The following is a 16,087-nucleotide window of genomic DNA, read 5'->3' on the forward strand; positions in this document are numbered from 1 at the left end:
TTTTTGGCCGGCCTTGCCGGGGGCCTCGAAATGATCAAGACGCCGTACTACCTCATCGACAAAACCAAGCTGCTGCACAACATGCAGAAGATCGCCTATGTGCGCGAACAGTCCGGGGCCAAGGCCCTGCTGGCGCTCAAGTGCTTCGCCACCTGGTCGGTGTTCGACCTGATGCAGCAGTACATGGACGGCACCACCTCGTCCTCGCTCTACGAGCTCAAGCTCGGCCGCCAGAAGTTCGAAGGCGAGACCCACGCCTACAGCGTGGCCTGGGCCGACGATGAAATCGACGAGATGATCGAGAACTGCGACAAGATCATCTTCAACTCCATCGGCCAGCTGCAGCGCTACGCCCAGGCCACCGAAGGCAAGGTGCGCGGCCTGCGCGTCAACCCGCAGGTGAGCAGCTCGGACTACCTGCTGGCCGACCCGGCGCGCCCGTTCAGCCGCCTGGGCGAATGGGACCCGGTCAAGATCGATGCGGTCATGTCGCAGATCTCCGGCTTCATGTTCCACAACAACTGCGAGAACGGCGATTTCGGCCTGTTCGACCAGATGCTCAACACCATCGAAGAGCGCTTCGGCGAGCTGCTGCACAAGGTCGAGTGGGTGAGCCTGGGCGGCGGTATCCACTTCACCGGCGAAGACTATGCACTGGATGCATTCTGCGCGCGCCTGAAGGCGTTCTCGCAGAAGTACGGCGTGCAGGTGTACCTGGAGCCGGGCGAAGCGGCGATCACCCAGAGCGCTTCGCTGGAAGTGACCGTGCTCGACACCCTGTACAACGGCAAGCACCTGGCCGTGGTCGACAGCTCCATCGAGGCGCACATGCTCGACCTGCTGATCTATCGCCTCAACGCCAAGCTGGCGCCCAGCGAGGGTGAGCACACCTACATGGTATGCGGCAAATCCTGCCTGGCCGGGGATATCTTCGGCGAGTATCAATTCGATCGTCCGCTGGCCATCGGCGATCGGCTGTCGTTCATCGACGCGGCAGGCTACACCATGGTCAAGAAAAACTGGTTCAACGGTTTGAAGATGCCATCCATCGTAGTGAAACAACTTGACGGTACTGTCGAGGTGGTTCGCGAATTTGGTTTTGACGACTACCTGTCCAGCCTCTCGTAAGCTGGCGGAAAGGAGAGATAAAGAAATTGAAGAAAAACGTTCTTATCATTGGTGCAGGAGGTGTCGCCAAGGTGGTGGCCCACAAGTGCGCGCAGCACAACGACGAACTCGGTCGTATTGCCATCGCGTCACGCAACATCTCCAAATGCCAGGCCATCATCGACAGCGTCAAGGCCAAGGGTAGCCTGAAGGTACCCGCCGACATCACGGCCTTTTCGCTCAATGCTCTGGATGTCGAGGCAACCAAGGCGCTGATCCGCGAAACCGAATCGCAGATCGTGATCAACGTCGGTTCCGCCTTCCTCAACATGTCGGTGCTGCGTGCCTGCATCGATACCGGCGTGGCCTACCTGGACACCGCCATTCACGAAGAACCGGGCAAGATCTGCGAGACGCCGCCCTGGTATGGCAACTACGAGTGGAAGCACCTCGAGGAATGCCAGCAGAAGAACATCACCGCCATTCTTGGCGTGGGCTTCGACCCGGGTGTGGTCAATGCCTATGCAGCACTGGCGCAACAACAGTATTTCGACCGCATTGATTCGATCGACATTCTCGACGTCAATGCCGGCTCCCATGGCAAGTATTTCGCCACCAATTTCGACCCGGAAATCAATTTCCGTGAATTCACCGGACAGGTGTGGAGCTGGCAGAACAGCCAGTGGACCAGCAACACCATGTTCGAAGTCAAGCGTACCGACGACCTGCCGGTGGTGGGTTCGCAGAACCTGTACCTGACCGGCCATGACGAAGTGCACTCGCTGTCCAAGAACCTCGACGTGCCGAACGTGCGTTTCTGGATGAGCTTCGGCGAGCACTACATCAATGTGTTCACCGTACTGAAGAACCTGGGCCTGCTGTCCGAGCAACCGGTGAAGACCGCCGAGGGCCTGGAAGTGGTGCCGCTCAAGGTGGTCAAGGCCGTGCTGCCGGATCCGTCTTCGCTGGCGCCGGGCTACACCGGCAAGACCTGCATTGGCGACCTGGTCAAGGGCACCAAGGACGGCCAGCCACGCGAAGTGTTCATCTACAACGTGGCTGATCACGAAGAGGCCTATGCCGAGACCGACAGCCAGGGCATCTCCTACACCGCGGGCGTGCCGCCGGTGGCGGCGGCCCTGCTGGTGGCCCGTGGCGAGTGGGACGTGCAGCGCATGGCCAACGTCGAGGAACTGCCGGCCGAGCCGTTCCTGAAGGCGCTGGACGTGATGGGCCTGCCGACCCGCATCAAGGACGAGAACGGCGATCGTCCCTGGAACTGATGGGTTCAGGCTGACAAAAAAAGGGGGGCGCCGTGATGGCGTCCCCCTTTTTTGTCTGATAGTTCGTGGCGATCGGTCTTGCGAGCGCTGCGCGCTCGATCGCGGGTCAAGCCCGCTCCCACAGGAAATGTGCGCTGGGTTCGGTCCCAGTGATGTTCTCTGTGGGAGCGGGCTTGACCCGCGATAGGCACCAACGTCTATCTATTTACGGCGTGCCAGCATCGGGGTTCGCGGCGGTATCAAGCGCTTTGAACCCGTAGCCTCGAACGCCGAGGCCAGGCGCAGCAACGCCGAGTCATCATACGCCCGCCCGGCAAAGGTCAGCCCCACCGGCATGCCGATGTCCGCCATCACCCCCATCGGCACCGTCACCGTCGGCACCCCAAGGTGACGGATCGCCAGGTTGCCGTTGGCCACCCACACCCCGTTGCTCCAGGCAATATCCGCCGAGGCGGGGTTCACATCGGCATCGGCCGGGGCCACATCGGCCACCGTCGGGAACAGCACCGCATCCAGCCCCAGCCTGTCCATCCAGTCTTCCAGGTCGATGCGCCGCGTCTGCTCCAGCCCGCGCAGGCCATCGGGCAGGGTAGCGATCTGGTCCCACGGCGTGATGCCGCGCTCGGCCATGCGCACATACTCGTCCATGCCCGCCGCCAGGTCGCCCTCGCGGTTGGGCAGGGTGCCGGGGTCGTGGGGGAAGATCTTCGGCCCGTCCACGTCCACCAGGCGGTTGAGCTGCGGGTCGCCGTTGGCCTGCAGGAAGTCGTCGAAGGCCCAGGCCGTCAGGTCCCACAGTTCATGGTGCAGGAATGCCTTGGACACCAGGCCGCGATTGAACACGGTGGGCGCACCTGGGCGGTCGCCCTCGCAGTTCGATACCAGCGGGAAATCCACTTCGAGCACCTCGGCACCGGCCGCTTCCAGTGCCTTGCGCGCCGCCTCCCACAGTGCGATCACCGAAGGCCGCGTGTTGATGCGCTGGCCGGTCGGGCCGCCGATGCCGGGGCTGTCCGAGGTGCCGGCATCCGGGTCCTTGTTGATGTACATGCGCGGGATGCCGAAGCGCTTGCCGGCCAGCGCCGCGCTGTCCGCCGCTAGTTGCGGGTAGGCGGCGGGGCGCACCGAGGCCACGCTGGGGATCGGCACCCAGGGCTGCAGGCGCCACAGGTCGCCACGGGTGTCGGGGTCTTCGGCCACCACCACGTCGAGCACTTCGAGCAGGTCGGCCATGGTGCGGGCGAAGGGCACCACCACGTCCATGGTCGGCGTCAGCGGCCAGTTGCCGCGCACCGAGATCACCCCGCGCGAAGGGGTGTAGGCGCACAGGCCATTGTTGGAGGCCGGGCCGCGGCCGCTGGACCAGGTTTCCTCGGCCAGGCCGAACGCGGCGAAGCTGGCCGCCGTGGCCGTGCCCGCGCCGTTGGACGAGCCCGAGGCGAAGGGTGCGGTGAGGTAGGCGGCGTTGTACGGGCTTTCGGCCCGGCCATACACGCCGCGCTGCATGCCGCCGTTGGCCATGGGCGGCATGTTGGTCTTGCCCAGGCAGATCGCCCCGGCGCCGCGCAGGCGCTCGATGGTGAAGGCGTCGCGGTAGGCCACCAGGTTGGCGAAGGCCGGGCTGCCGGAGGCGGCGGTCATGCCCTTGACCAGGTAACTGTCCTTGGCGGTGTAGGGGATGCCGTCGAGCGGGCCGAGGGGCTTGCCCTGGGCACGACGCTCGTCGGATGCCTGGGCTTCGCGCAGGGCTTCGGGGTTGCGCACCACCACCGCATTGAGCGCGGTGGGCGTGTCTGCGCCGTCGTAGGCATCGATGCGGGCGAGGTAGGCCTTCACCAGCTCGACCGAGGTGGTCTGGCCCGATTCGAGGGCGGCGCGCAGCTGCGCAATGGAAACTTCGGTGACTTCGATCATGCGGTGGTTACCAGCGGCCAAAGGGGTCATGAGTGATGGCGGGAATCATAGCGGTTTAAGGTTCAGGTGTCCGCCCGGCGAGGGCCCTGGCAGATGACCTCAGATCACCTGTGCGCTGAAAAACCATCCTTTGTAAAGGCCTGCCTGCGTGCCGCCTAATCGCCTCCGACCGCGCCCTGCGCGGCAATCGCTCACTAAAACAAATAAAGGCGAAGTCATGCACGAAGACGCAGGTTTGTTACTGATATTGATGGCGGCCATCGGCCTGATCGTGGTGCTGGTGGTCAGGTTTCGGGTGCACTCGTTCCTGGCCCTGATGCTGGCCAGTTTTGTGGTGGGCGCCGGGGCCGGCATGCCGCTGCCGGCCATCGCCGATTCGTTCGAGAAGGGCATGGGCGGCACCCTGGGTTTTCTTGCGGCGGTGATCGGCCTGGGCAGCATCCTGGGCAAACTGCTGGAGGTGTCGGGCGGCGCCGAACGCATTGCGCGCTCGCTCCTCGACGCCCTGGGTGAACAGCGCACGGCGTGGGCCATGATGCTGGTGGGCTTCGTGGTGGGCATACCGGTGTTTTTCGAAGTCGGTTTCGTGTTGCTGATACCACTGATCTACGTGGTGGCCCGCCAGACCCGGCTCAACATCCTCTACGTCGGCCTGCCACTGGCCGTATCGCTGATGACCGTGCACTGCATGCTGCCGCCGCACCCGGCGGCAATGGCCATCACCCAGCTGCTGGGGGGCGACGTGGGCAAGGTGATCCTGTACGGGCTGATCGTCGGCCTGCCGACCGCGGTGATTGCCGGCCCGGTATGGGCCACGCTGGTGTGCCCGCGGCACGCCGCGCCCGACGCGCAGGCCGCGGCAGAGCCTGCCGCCACGCCAGCCGCTGGCCAGTCGATGCCGGGCCTGGGCCTGACCCTGCTGGTGATTCTGCTGCCGCTGCTGCTGATGGTGGGCAAGACCCTGGCCAGCATGACCCTGGCGCCCGAGGCCGGGCTGTACCGGCTGATGATGTTCCTCGGCAACCCGCTCACTGCCCTGGCCATCGCGGTGTGCTTCGCCTACTGGGCGCTGGGCCTGCGCCGTGGCCTGGGCATGGCCCGGTTGCAGGCGCTGACTGCCGGCTCCTTCACCCCGCTGGCCAGTATCCTGTTGATCATCGGTGCCGGCGGTGCCTTCAATGGCGTACTGATCGACAGCGGGGTCGGCAAGGTGCTGGCCAGCACCCTGTCGCAGTGGGACCTGAACCCGATCCTGCTGGCCTGGTTCGTCGCCGGGCTGATGCACCTGGCGGTCGGCTCGGCCACCGTGGCAATGGTCAGCGCCGCCGGCATGGTGCTGCCGCTGCTGGACGCGATGCCGGGGCAGAACCGCGAGATCGTGATCATTGCCATTGGCGCCGGCGCGATTGGCTGGACTACCGTCACCGACTCGGCGTTCTGGGTGGTCAAGGAATACCTGGGCGTGTCGCTGGGCGAGGCGCTCAAAAAATTCACTGCCGCGACACTGCTGGCTTCGGTCGTGGCCCTGGGCATGACCCTGCTGCTGTCGCACTGGGTATGAGCCTGCCCGTACTACCGTCACTTTTCTGGAGAACCGCATGATTCACGACAAGACCCTGGACCAGTGGCAGCACAGCCACCCCTTGATCGCCGACCTGGTGAGCCTGCAACCGACCACCTGGTTCAACCCGGGCCTGGCCCCGACAGCGCAGGCGCTGGGCGACGTGCCGCTGACCCTGGCCGATGTGGACGACGCCAGCGCGCGGCTGGAACGTTTTGCCAGCTACATTGCCTCGGCCTTCCCGCAGACGGCGGTGAGCAAGGGCATCATCGAGTCGCCCCTGCTGCCGTTGGCGCAGGTGCAGGCCGCGCTGTGCGCCGAAGCGCAGGTACCCGTGCAGGGCGCGCTGTGGCTCAAGGCCGACAACCTGCTGCCGATCTCCGGCTCGATCAAGGCGCGTGGCGGTATCTACGAGGTGCTCAAGCACGCCGAAGACCTCGCATTGGCGGCGGGCATCCTGCAGCCTGGGGATGACTACGCCAGCCTCGACAGCGACCGCGCGCGGGCATTTTTCGGCCAGTACAGCGTGGCGGTCGGCTCCACCGGCAACCTGGGCCTGTCCATCGGCATCATGAGTGCGAGCCTGGGCTTCAAGGCCAGCGTGCACATGTCGGCCGACGCCCGGCAGTGGAAGAAGGACCGCCTGCGCAGTTGCGGGGTGGAGGTGATCGAGTATGCGTCCGACTACAGCGTGGCGGTGGAGCAGGGGCGCCAGCAGGCCGAGGCCGACCCGCGCTGCCATTTCGTCGATGACGAAAACTCCATCAACCTGTTCCTCGGCTACGCGGTGGCGGCGCGTCGCCTGCAACGCCAGCTCGAGGCGGCGGGCATCAGGGTGGATGCCGAGCACCCGCTGTTCGTCTACCTGCCATGCGGCGTTGGTGGCGGCCCTGGCGGGGTGGCATTCGGTCTGAAGCAGATCTTCGCCGACGCGGTGCACTGCGTGTTCGCCGAGCCGACCCATTCGCCCTGCATGCTGCTGGGGGTGTACACCGGGCTGCACGAGCAGGTCAGCGTGTACGACTTCGGCATCGACAACCGCACCGCCGCCGACGGCCTGGCGGTGGGGCGCCCGTCCGGGTTTGTCGGGCGCTCCATGCAGCGCCTGATCGACGGCTACTACACCGTTACCGACGAGCAGCTGTATCGGCAACTGGCGCAACTTGAAGCCATCGAGGGCCATCGCCTGGAACCCTCGGCGCTGGCCGGGCTGCCGGGGTTCCTGCGGGTGACCGGGGAACGGCAGGGCTATCGCCAGCGCCTGGGCCTGAGCGCGCAGCGCCTGGCCAATGCCACGCACCTGGTGTGGGGCACCGGCGGCAGCATGGTGCCGGACGATGAAATGCAGGCGTACCTGGCGCAGGGCCGTACACTGCTGGCCGGACACTAGCGGAACCTGCCCCAATGCTGAACCTGCCCCCGCGTTTGAGCGCACGCCTGAACAGCTCGCAATTTGCCAACCTGCACACCTTTCTGGTGGCGGCGCGGCACCTGAGCTTTGCCCAGGCAGCCGAGGAGCTGTGCCTGACCCCCAGTGCGGTGAGCCACCGTATCGCCCGCCTGGAGCAGGCCCTGGCGCTGCGCCTGTTCGAGCGGCTGACCCGGCGCATACGCCTGACAGCCGAGGGCGAGCGGGTGTTCGCGATACTGCAGGGGGTGATGGAGCAGCTGGGCGATGCCCTGGAGCCATCGCCCGAGGCCGAGCTGCGCGGGGCGGTGGCGTTGTACGCGCGCCCGTCCGCAGCGCAATGCTGGCTGGTGCCGCGCCTGGCCGACTTCCACCAGCGCTATCCGAACATCGCGCTGGACGTGCGGGTGGGCAACGATGCGGTCGACTTTCGCACGCACAACATCGACCTGGCGCTGCTGTACGCCAATGGCGAGTTTCCCGGCCTGGTCAGCCATGCGCTGATGAGCGAGACCATCGCCCCGGTGTGCAGCCCGCGCTATGCCGAGCTGCACCAGCTGTTCGACAACCCTGCCAATCTGCGCCAGTGCACCTTGCTGCACGATGCACTGGCCTGGGAGAACGCGGTGTTCGATGCCGAGTGGCAATTGTGGGCTGGCCAGCAGGGGCTGCTGGACGCCTTGCCGCAGCGCGGCCTGACCTTCGACCGGTCGGACCTGTGCGTGACGGCGGCCATCCACCACGCCGGTATCGCCATCGGCCGCCAGCGCCTGGTGCAGGCGCGTATCGACCAGGGCGAGCTGGTGCTGCCGTTCGGCGGGTTTTCCCAGCCGGGGCGCTATGACTACTTTCTGGTTCACCCGCCGCGCGACCCGTTGCCCCGGCGGGTGCAGGTACTGATCGACTGGCTCAAGGGTTGCGCCGCGGGCGACTAGACTGCAGAGGTCTGTCGCTTTTCTGTGGAGAACCACGATGAACAGCAAGAACACGATCTGCCTCTGGTACGACGGCGCGGCGCTGGAGGCTGCCACCTTTTACGCCAGCATCTTTCCCGACAGCGCGGTGGGCGCCGTGCACCGTGCCCCCGGCGACTTCCCTGCCGGCAAGCAGGGCGATGTGCTGACCGTGGAGTTCACGGTCATGGGCATCCCGTGCCTGGGACTCAATGGCGGCTCGGCCTTCCATCACAGCGAGGCGTTCTCGTTCCAGGTGGCCACCGACGACCAGGCCGAGACCGACCGCCTGTGGCAGGCGATCATCGGCAACGGCGGCCAGGCCAGCGTGTGCGGCTGGTGCAAGGACAAGTGGGGGCTGTCGTGGCAGATCACCCCGCGCGCGCTGACCGCCGCGATCACTCACCCCGACCCGGCTGCGGCCAAGCGTGCCTTCGACGCGATGATGCAGATGGACAAGATAGACATCGCCGCCATCGAGGCCGCCTTGCGACCCCAGGCACCGACGCGAGAGTAAATTCGCCGACAACTGCACAACAGGCTTTGTGACGCGCGTGTGTGCGGGCATAGTAGCGCCCGCACGCCAGCGCGCGCGTGCGTCACTATAAAACGAGCGGTTCGGCATGCGCCCCTTCGGGCCGGTGCATGACAAGATCGCCACACGAAGGAGGCTGTGCCTTGTCAACCGTAGAGAAGCATCTATCCAGGCTTGCGTGGAGCGACGTCTGGGCTGGCTTCAAGCAACTCTTGCCGATTTCCCTGTTCGTCGTGGTGTTCGGTGTGGCCTTCGGCCTCGCTGCAGCCCAGACCGGGCTGGGGGACGCGGCGACCCTGCTGATGAGCGCACTGGTGTTCGCCGGCGCTTCGCAGTTCGCCGCGCTGGAACTGTGGGGCGAGCAGGTACCGCTGGTGCCGCTGATTATCACCGTGTTCGCCATCAATGCCCGTCACCTGCTGATGGGCGCCACGCTGTACCCGTGGCTGCGCGAGCTGCCCACTGCCCGGCGCTACGGCGTGATGCTGGTGGTGTCCGACGCCAACTGGGCGATGGCCATGCAGGCATTGAACGCCGGCAAGCCGGGCCTGGGCCTGGTGCTGGGCGGCGGTATCGCGCTGTGGTCGGCGTGGTGCCTGGGCAGTTGGCTGGGGCTGCATTTCGGCAATGCGATCCACGACCCGGTCAGCCTGGGCCTGGACATGGTGATGGGCTGCTTTCTGCTGGCGATGGTGCTGGGCGGGCACAAGAGCCTGCGCATGCTGATGATCTGGATCGTGGCGGCCGGTTCGTCGCTGCTGGCCTACTGGTACCTGCCGGAGAACAGCCACGTGGTGGTGGGCGCGCTGGCGGGCGGCATTCTGGGTGTGGTGTGGATGGAGAACAAGCATGAACGTTGAAACTGCAGGCGCCGGCACGCTGCTGCTGGTGGTGATCATGGGCCTGGTGACCCTGGCCACCCGTTGGGGGGGTGTGTTCGTGATGTCGTTCGTGCCCATCAACTACCGCGTGCAGCAGTTCATCAGCGCGATGTCCGGCTCGGTGCTGGTGGCGGTGCTGACGCCGTTGGCGGTGAACGGCGACAACGGCGCACGCCTGGCGCTGCTGAGCACGGCGGTGGTGATGCTGCTGGTGAAAAAGCCGCTGCCGGCGATTGCGGCAGGCATTGTGGCAGCGGCGCTGGTGCGGGCGCTGTAGGGGGCCGAAGGGCACCTGGAATTGCTGCATCAGGTGCACATATGTTCGGCAATGGCGCTGTATTGTCGTTTACGGGTGCGCTAATTAGCCTTTGCAGACCTTCAACCACTGCAAGAGGCAACATCATGGTGACTTCAATCACGCTCCAGGCGGTAGGCGCCCCCGAGGTGATGCAGCTTCAGGCCGGCGCCGTGCAAGCGCCAGGCCCGGGCCAGGTGTGGCTTGAACAGGCCGCGATCGGCGTCAACCCGTTGGACATCAACCAGCGCAAGGGCACTGTGCCGATTGCGTTGCCGTCCGCGCTGGGCCTGGAAGGTGCCGGCACCGTGCGGGCGCTGGGGGCGGGCGTGACCGAGGTGGCCGTGGGCGACCGTGTGGCCTATGCCACCGGGCCGCTGGGTGGCTATGCCAGTGCACGCCTGTACCCGGCCGAGCGCCTGGTCAGGCTGCCCGCTGCCGTGTCGTTCGAAGACGCGGCTGCCGTGCTGTTCAAGGGCATTACCGCCCAGTACCTGCTCAAGGCGAGCTACCCGGTAGGCCCCGGCACGCGTGTGCTGATCTACGGTGCGGCGGGGGCGGTAGGGCAGATCATGGTGCCGTGGGCCAGGCACCTGGGCGCCCATGTGATTGGTGTGGTGTCCAGGGCGCAAAGCGTCGAGCGCGCCAAGGCGGCCGGCTGCAATGCGGTGCTGGTGTTCGACGCAGCCACGTTGGCGGCCCAGGTGAGCGAGCTGACCCAGGGCCACAAGGTCGATGTGGTCTACGACTCGGTCGGCCGGGTGAGCTGGGAGGCGTCGCTGGACAGCCTGCGCCCGCGCGGCACGCTGGTGTCGTTCGGCGCCACCAGCGGCGTGCCCCCAGCGGTCGAGGTGGGCACGCTGAACGCCAAGGGCTCGCTGTTCCTCACCCGGCCGTCACTGGCGGCACATACCGCCAGCCCCCAGGAGTACCAGCAGCGCGCACAGGATGTGCTGGATGCACTGGCGGCGGGTATCATCCAGCCGCACATATGGCAACGCTACCCCCTGGCCGACGTGGCCAGCGCCCATGCTGCCATCGAGCAAGGCCGGTCCCAGGGGGCGGTCGTGCTGATCCCCTGACCGACGCGCACGAGGCCGACCTCACCGATGGACCCTTTCGACAGCCGTCAGGCCGATGAATTTGCCACCTTGCTGGCGCTGCACGAGCACGGCTCGTTCGCTGCCGCCGGCCGGGTGCTGCAACGCCATGCCTCGGTGCTGTCCAAGCGCCTGGCGGCTCTGGAGCAGCGCCTGGGTATCCGCCTGGTGGAGCGAACCACCCGGCAACTGCGCTTCACCGACGAGGGCACGCGGCTGGTGGAGCGCCTGCAGCATGCCGCCAGCCTGATCAGCACGGCCGAACTCGAGGCCTGCAACGGTGCGGCGCAGGTGCGCGGGCGGCTACGCGTGGCGCTGCCGGGGGCGATGGGCCGGCGCTGGCTGAGCCCGCTGGTGGCCGGGTTTTCCCTGGCCTACCCCGAGGTGACCGTCGACGTCGACTATGCCGACCGCTTCGTCGATATCGTGGGCGAAGGCTTCGACGTGGCCGTGCGCGTCGGCGAGCTGGCCGACAACCGGCTGGTGGCGCGCAAGCTGTGCGAGCACACGCGCATCCTGTGCGCTGCGCCGGCCTATCTGCATCGTCACGGCGCACCGCAACGGCCAGCCGACCTGGCCGGGCACAATTGCCTGGGTTTCAGCGGCTTGCGTTCGTTCCCCGACTGGCGCCTGAACGGGCAGGGCGGGCAGCAGACGGTGCGGGTGCAGGGCAGCCTGATCAGCAATGACAATGAAGCACTGCTGGTGGCAGCGCGCAGCGGCGTGGGGATTCTGGCCGGTGGCGACTGGATGATGCACCAGGACCTGGCCGAGGGGCGCCTGGTGCGGGTGCTACCCCAGTGGCAGCTGGACTCGGCGTCGGGCATCTACCTGATGCGGCCTTCGGCGCGCTTCACCACGGCCACTACCCTGGCGTTCAAGCACTGGATGGAGGCGGCCTTCGCCAAGGGGGCGCCATGGCAGCGCGCTGGGGCGTCTGCCGCATAGCACTCAGGCCAGCCCCGCCATGCGCGCCGCGCGCAAGGCGAACCACAGCGTGGCCACGTCCTCGGTACTGTCCAGCGAGCGGCCGGTGATCTCTTCGATGCGGCGCATGCGGTACACCAGCGTCTGCTTGTGCACGTGCAGCTGCGCGGCCGCCGCCAGCCACGAGCGGTTGTGTTGCAGAAACACCTGCAGGGTGTGCAGCAGCTGGGTGTTCTGCTGGCTGTCGTAGTCGGCCAGCGGGCCCAGTACGTTGCGGAAAGTACGTTCGGCTTCATCCAGGCTCTGCGCCAGCCACGGTACGCTGGCGCCGGCCTGGGCGTAGGTCACCAGCGGTTGCGCGGCGCTGGTGTGGGCCAGTGCCAGGCGCGCCTCGCGCAGCGCCTCGACACTGCGCCCGGCGTGGCCCAGCGGGTTGCTCACCCCCAGCGGCGCCTGCAGTTGCGCCTGCAACTGCGGGATGCACTCGGCGGCGCCGAGCACGATCAGGTCATCGCCCTGAACCCGAATCAGCACGCGACGACCCTGGCGTTGCAGGGCTTCGTCGCAGGCCGCCGGTGACACCCCGGCGGCGCGGCCGAGCAGCAGGCAGGCCTGTTCGGCGCCGATGTCGAAGGCGGCCAGGCGCTGTTGTGCCTGATGCGCCGGCAGACGCTGCTGCAACAGGTCGTCCAGCAGCTCGGAGCCCAGGCGCAGGTTGCGCTCGTTGTCGACCCGCAGGCGCTCCAGCTCGATGCCCAGCACCGCCACCACATGGTGCAACAGGCCGTAGTCGAGCAGCCCGTCACCTTCGGCCACCAGCAGGCAGTCGGCCTGGGACGGCAGCGCCATCACCAGCAGCTCGCCCGCCTCCAGCGCATGGCGCTGCACCACCGGTCGGTTGCCCGAGGTGTCGCGCTGGCGGGCTGCCAGCCATTGGCGCTGGCTTGCCGGCAGGCCGCCCAGTGCGTCGCGCCAGGGCGCGAGCGAGGCGGCGTCGAGCAGGGTCAGGCGCGCCTGCACGTCCTTTTCCAGGCGCTTGAGCAGTGCGCCCAGGCCCAGCCCCTGGATGCTCATGCGGGCACTTTCGTAGACCCGGGTGATGGCATTGCGGCGCGCCTGCTCCTCCTGCTGGCCGGCATCGACGATGGCCCGCGTGACGGCGGCGAAGGGCACGCCGTAGTGGGTGAACATCACCGCAAAATCCAGGGCGTCGGCCCGCTCCATCAAGGCCTCGAGGTTGGCCGGGGCCTGCATGTTCTCGCCGATCATCATGCCCGCCAGGCCAGCGCCCGCGAGGTTTTCCACGTACGCGCGCTGGGCATCGGCATCGGCGGGTATGCCGATGCCGGTGGTCATCAGCAGGTCGGCGTCGCCCAGCCATTCGCTGGGGTCGGCCAGTTCGCACACGTGGGCCCAGCGCACCGGCTTGCCCAGCCCTCCGGCACCGCTGATGACGCGGGTGCGCAGTTCGGGCAGGGCGATGATGTCGCTGACAGACAGGGCCATGGGGCAGCTTCCGGGGCAGGGTGACGACCAGTGTAACCGGGCATGGCGCGCCTTTGAACGGCTTTGTACGAACGTATGAAGGTGCGCGGCTGAATCTTGTTTGCGTCTGATTGTGGCGACTCGGCTGCGGCTCGACACTTGGCCTACTGAGCCATCCCGACCCGGAGAACATAACAATGCACAAGAATCTGGCCTTTTCGCTCACCCTGATCGCTGCCGCTGCGTGCAGCACATCGGCGCTGGCCGACCTCACCGTGGTGTCCCACGGCGGGGCCAACAAGGCCGCACAGGTGGCGGCCTTCTATGACACCTACCAGGCACAGACCGGCACCCGCATCGTGGCCGGCGAGTTCAATGGCGAGATGGCCAAGGTCAAGGTGATGGTCGATACCGGCAGCGTCTCGTGGGACGTGGTCGAGATGGAGATGCCCGAGCTGGCACGCGCCTGTGAAGAAGGCCTGCTCGAAGAGTTCGCCCCCGACCCGGCCGTGGCCGCGCAACTGCTGCCCGGTGCGGTACAGCCGTGCGGCGTGGGCTTTTTCGTGTGGTCGACGGTGATCGCCTACAACGCCGACAAGCTCAAGGTGGCCCCCACCAGCTGGGACGACTTCTGGAACCTGGAGAAATTCCCCGGCAAGCGCGGGCTGCGCAAGGGCGCCATGTACACCCTGGAATTCGCCCTGCTGGCCGACGGCGTGCCGGCGGCCGATGTCTACACCCTGCTGGCCACCCGTGAAGGCCAGGACCGCGCCTTCGCCAAGCTCGACCAGATCAAGTCGAGCATCCAGTGGTGGGAGGCCGGCGCCCAGCCGCCGCAATACCTGGCCTCGGGCGACGTGGTGATGAGCTCGGCCTACAGCGGCCGGATCAGCGCGGTGCAGAGCCAGACCCCGCTGCGCATCGTGTGGAATGGCGGCATCTATGACATGGACGCCTGGGCCATCCCGCGTGGGGCCAAGAAGCGCGACGAAGCACTGAAGTTCATCAACCACACCCTCAAGGCCGAGCAGCAGAAGGGCTACGCCGAACAGATCGCCTACGGGCCGGTCAACCGCGAGGCCCTGGGCCTGCTGAGCGAGCAGCGGGTCAGCGAGCTGCCCACCGGCAGCCCCAACCTGCAAGGCCAGTTGCCGATGAACGCAAGCTTCTGGGCCGACCACGGCGAACTGCTCGAACAGCGCTTCAATGCCTGGGCGGCACGCTCATGAAACTGACCCCCAGCGCACCGCTCAAACGCAGCTACTGGCTGGAAAGCGCCGAGCCCAGCCTCAAACCCGGCCCGGCGCTGCAGGGTGAGCACGACGCCGATGTGGTGATCGTCGGTGGCGGCTTCGTCGGCCTGTGGACCGCCCTGACCCTCAAGGAACATGAGCCGGATATCCGTGTGATGGTGCTGGAACAGGACGTGTGCGGCGGGGGCGCCTCGGGGCGCAACGGCGGCTTCGTGATGTCGTGGTGGCCCAAGGTCGGCACCCTGGCGAGCTTCTGCACCCCGGAGCAGGCGCTGTTTCTGGGGCACAGCGCCGAGCGCGCGATCAGCGAGCTGGGCGAGTTCTGCCAGCAGCACCAGATCGACGCGCACTTTCGCCAGAAGGGCTGGCTGTGGACGGCCACCAGCCCCGCGCACATCGACACCTGGAACGCCACGCTGGCCGCCTGTGCCCGCCTTGGGGTGACGCCGTTCGAGCGGGTGCCGGCTGCCGAGGTGGCGCGCCGTTGTGGCTCGAAGGTGCACCTGGCCGGCGTGTTCGAACGCAGCAACGCCACCGTGCAACCCGGCGCCCTGGTGCGCGGCATGCGCCGGGTGGCGCTGGAGGCGGGGGTGGTGATTGCCGAGGGTACCGCGGTCAGCGATATCCAGCCCGGCACACCGGTGCAGGTGCTGACCCCGCAGGCGCGCATCCGTGCCGGCTCGGTGGTGCTGGCCACCAATGCCTGGGCGGCTGCCTTGCCGCAACTGGCGCGCCTGATCACCCCGGTCAACAGTTCCATCGTGCTCACCGAGCCGGTGGCGACCCGCCTGGAACAGATGGGCTGGACCGGCGCCGAGTCGATCACCGATTCGCAACTGATGGTCGACTACTACCGCACCACCGTGGATGGCCGTATCGCCTTCGGCAAGGGCACCGGGGCGATAGCCTACGGCGGCAGGATCGGGCCGGTGTTCAGCCACGACCCGGGCAGCATCGCGCTGACCGAGGCCGACCTGCGCCGTACCTACCCGATGCTCGATGACGTGCGCATCACCCATACCTGGTCGGGGCCCATCGACCGCACCTACGACAGCCTGCCGACCTTCGGCGGCCTGGGCGAGCAGGGCAACATCCACTACGGCATCGGCTGGAGCGGCAACGGCGTGGGCCCCAGCCGCCTGGGCGGGCGCATCCTGGCCAGCCTGGCCCTGGGGCGCAAGGATGCCTGGAGCACCTGTGCACTGGTGGGGCGCAACTGCAAGGCCTTCCCGCCGGAGCCGCTGCGGTATGTGGGCGGTTCGCTGGTGCGCAACGCCGTGATACGCAAGGAGCGCGCCGAAATGGCCGGCCACACCGCCGGCCGTCTCGATTGCATGCTGGCCCGCCTGGCCCCGGCCGGGCTTGAAGACAAATCCTGAGGACTG

At 67.0% G+C, this 16,087-nt stretch carries 14 protein-coding genes; 12 read left to right on the forward strand and 2 right to left on the reverse strand.

The features are described 5' to 3' along the window. Positions 1 to 30 precede the first annotated feature (30 nt). Together nspC and NJH59_RS18220 are read left to right on the forward strand one after the other, a co-directional pair. Positions 31 to 1,128, forward strand: a complete 1,098-nt coding sequence (gene nspC / locus NJH59_RS18215; protein ID WP_043861418.1) for a carboxynorspermidine decarboxylase — start codon at positions 31 to 33, stop codon at positions 1,126 to 1,128. A gap of 26 nt (positions 1,129 to 1,154) precedes the next feature. Beyond that, positions 1,155 to 2,390, forward strand: a complete 1,236-nt coding sequence (locus NJH59_RS18220) for a saccharopine dehydrogenase family protein (protein ID WP_043861369.1) — start codon at positions 1,155 to 1,157, stop codon at positions 2,388 to 2,390. Positions 2,391 to 2,591: 201 nt separating this feature from the next. Here NJH59_RS18220 and NJH59_RS18225 read toward each other — a convergent pair whose 3' ends face one another. Further along, complete coding sequence (locus NJH59_RS18225; RefSeq protein ID WP_043861368.1) at positions 2,592 to 4,304, reverse strand: amidase; 1,713 nt, start codon at positions 4,302 to 4,304, stop codon at positions 2,592 to 2,594. A gap of 217 nt (positions 4,305 to 4,521) precedes the next feature. Between NJH59_RS18225 and NJH59_RS18230 the strand changes: the two genes are divergently transcribed. From NJH59_RS18230 to NJH59_RS18265, 8 genes are all read left to right on the forward strand, one after another. Further along, the gene (locus NJH59_RS18230) at positions 4,522 to 5,865 is read left to right on the forward strand and encodes a gluconate:H+ symporter (RefSeq protein ID WP_210014905.1); all 1,344 of its coding nucleotides are present in this window, start codon (positions 4,522 to 4,524) and stop codon (positions 5,863 to 5,865) included. Between the two features lie 37 nt (positions 5,866 to 5,902). Further along, positions 5,903 to 7,255 (forward strand): D-serine ammonia-lyase, encoded by a 1,353-nt coding sequence (locus NJH59_RS18235; RefSeq protein ID WP_253087139.1) that lies wholly within the window; start codon positions 5,903 to 5,905, stop codon positions 7,253 to 7,255. Positions 7,256 to 7,269: 14 nt separating this feature from the next. Continuing rightward, positions 7,270 to 8,208, forward strand: a complete 939-nt coding sequence (dsdC, locus tag NJH59_RS18240) for a DNA-binding transcriptional regulator DsdC (RefSeq protein ID WP_054914605.1) — start codon at positions 7,270 to 7,272, stop codon at positions 8,206 to 8,208. 37 nt (positions 8,209 to 8,245) lie between these two features. Further along, positions 8,246 to 8,743 (forward strand): VOC family protein, encoded by a 498-nt coding sequence (locus NJH59_RS18245; protein WP_058540117.1) that lies wholly within the window; start codon positions 8,246 to 8,248, stop codon positions 8,741 to 8,743. A 161-nt stretch (positions 8,744 to 8,904) separates the two neighbouring features. Further along, positions 8,905 to 9,621: an AzlC family ABC transporter permease gene (locus NJH59_RS18250; RefSeq protein WP_043861363.1), complete on the forward strand. Its 717-nt coding sequence runs from the start codon at positions 8,905 to 8,907 to the stop codon at positions 9,619 to 9,621. Continuing rightward, on the forward strand, positions 9,611 to 9,919 hold the full coding sequence (locus NJH59_RS18255; protein WP_043861362.1) for an AzlD domain-containing protein: 309 nt from the start codon (positions 9,611 to 9,613) through the stop codon (positions 9,917 to 9,919). The genes NJH59_RS18250 and NJH59_RS18255 overlap by 11 nt, the downstream gene beginning before the upstream one ends. A gap of 125 nt (positions 9,920 to 10,044) precedes the next feature. Further along, a complete protein-coding gene (locus NJH59_RS18260) occupies positions 10,045 to 11,019 on the forward strand; it encodes a quinone oxidoreductase (protein ID WP_058540118.1) in 975 nt (324 codons plus the stop codon). A 27-nt stretch (positions 11,020 to 11,046) separates the two neighbouring features. After that, positions 11,047 to 11,985, forward strand: a complete 939-nt coding sequence (locus NJH59_RS18265) for a LysR family transcriptional regulator (RefSeq protein WP_253087140.1) — start codon at positions 11,047 to 11,049, stop codon at positions 11,983 to 11,985. Positions 11,986 to 11,988: 3 nt separating this feature from the next. Here NJH59_RS18265 and NJH59_RS18270 read toward each other — a convergent pair whose 3' ends face one another. Further along, positions 11,989 to 13,470: a PucR family transcriptional regulator ligand-binding domain-containing protein gene (locus tag NJH59_RS18270; RefSeq protein WP_253087141.1), complete on the reverse strand. Its 1,482-nt coding sequence runs from the start codon at positions 13,468 to 13,470 to the stop codon at positions 11,989 to 11,991. A 176-nt stretch (positions 13,471 to 13,646) separates the two neighbouring features. Between NJH59_RS18270 and NJH59_RS18275 the strand changes: the two genes are divergently transcribed. Continuing rightward, positions 13,647 to 14,678 carry an ABC transporter substrate-binding protein gene (locus NJH59_RS18275; protein ID WP_043861358.1) on the forward strand — a complete coding sequence of 344 codons (1,032 nt, stop codon included), beginning with the start codon at positions 13,647 to 13,649 and terminating at the stop codon, positions 14,676 to 14,678. Next, entirely contained in the window at positions 14,675 to 16,081 is a 1,407-nt protein-coding gene (locus NJH59_RS18280; RefSeq protein ID WP_054914599.1) for an FAD-binding oxidoreductase, read from the forward strand. The genes NJH59_RS18275 and NJH59_RS18280 overlap by 4 nt, the downstream gene beginning before the upstream one ends. Positions 16,082 to 16,087: the final 6 nt, after the last annotated feature.

The sequence above is a fragment of the Pseudomonas sp. VE 267-6A genome (assembly GCF_024126555.1).
Classification (GTDB): domain Bacteria; phylum Pseudomonadota; class Gammaproteobacteria; order Pseudomonadales; family Pseudomonadaceae; genus Aquipseudomonas; species Aquipseudomonas palmensis.

What these genes read in the sequence shown, in the direction of transcription:
- nspC (WP_043861418.1), top strand. Translation starts at nt 31, where the DNA reads ATGATCAAGACGCCGTACTACCTCATCGACAAAACCAAGCTGCTGCAC.
- NJH59_RS18225 (WP_043861368.1), bottom strand. Translation starts at nt 4,304, where the DNA reads ATGATCGAAGTCACCGAAGTTTCCATTGCGCAGCTGCGCGCCGCCCTC.
- NJH59_RS18230 (WP_210014905.1), top strand. Translation starts at nt 4,522, where the DNA reads ATGCACGAAGACGCAGGTTTGTTACTGATATTGATGGCGGCCATCGGC.
- NJH59_RS18235 (WP_253087139.1), top strand. Translation starts at nt 5,903, where the DNA reads ATGATTCACGACAAGACCCTGGACCAGTGGCAGCACAGCCACCCCTTG.
- dsdC (WP_054914605.1), top strand. Translation starts at nt 7,270, where the DNA reads ATGCTGAACCTGCCCCCGCGTTTGAGCGCACGCCTGAACAGCTCGCAA.
- NJH59_RS18245 (WP_058540117.1), top strand. Translation starts at nt 8,246, where the DNA reads ATGAACAGCAAGAACACGATCTGCCTCTGGTACGACGGCGCGGCGCTG.
- NJH59_RS18255 (WP_043861362.1), top strand. Translation starts at nt 9,611, where the DNA reads ATGAACGTTGAAACTGCAGGCGCCGGCACGCTGCTGCTGGTGGTGATC.
- NJH59_RS18260 (WP_058540118.1), top strand. Translation starts at nt 10,045, where the DNA reads ATGGTGACTTCAATCACGCTCCAGGCGGTAGGCGCCCCCGAGGTGATG.
- NJH59_RS18265 (WP_253087140.1), top strand. Translation starts at nt 11,047, where the DNA reads ATGGACCCTTTCGACAGCCGTCAGGCCGATGAATTTGCCACCTTGCTG.
- NJH59_RS18270 (WP_253087141.1), bottom strand. Translation starts at nt 13,470, where the DNA reads ATGGCCCTGTCTGTCAGCGACATCATCGCCCTGCCCGAACTGCGCACC.
- NJH59_RS18275 (WP_043861358.1), top strand. Translation starts at nt 13,647, where the DNA reads ATGCACAAGAATCTGGCCTTTTCGCTCACCCTGATCGCTGCCGCTGCG.
- NJH59_RS18280 (WP_054914599.1), top strand. Translation starts at nt 14,675, where the DNA reads ATGAAACTGACCCCCAGCGCACCGCTCAAACGCAGCTACTGGCTGGAA.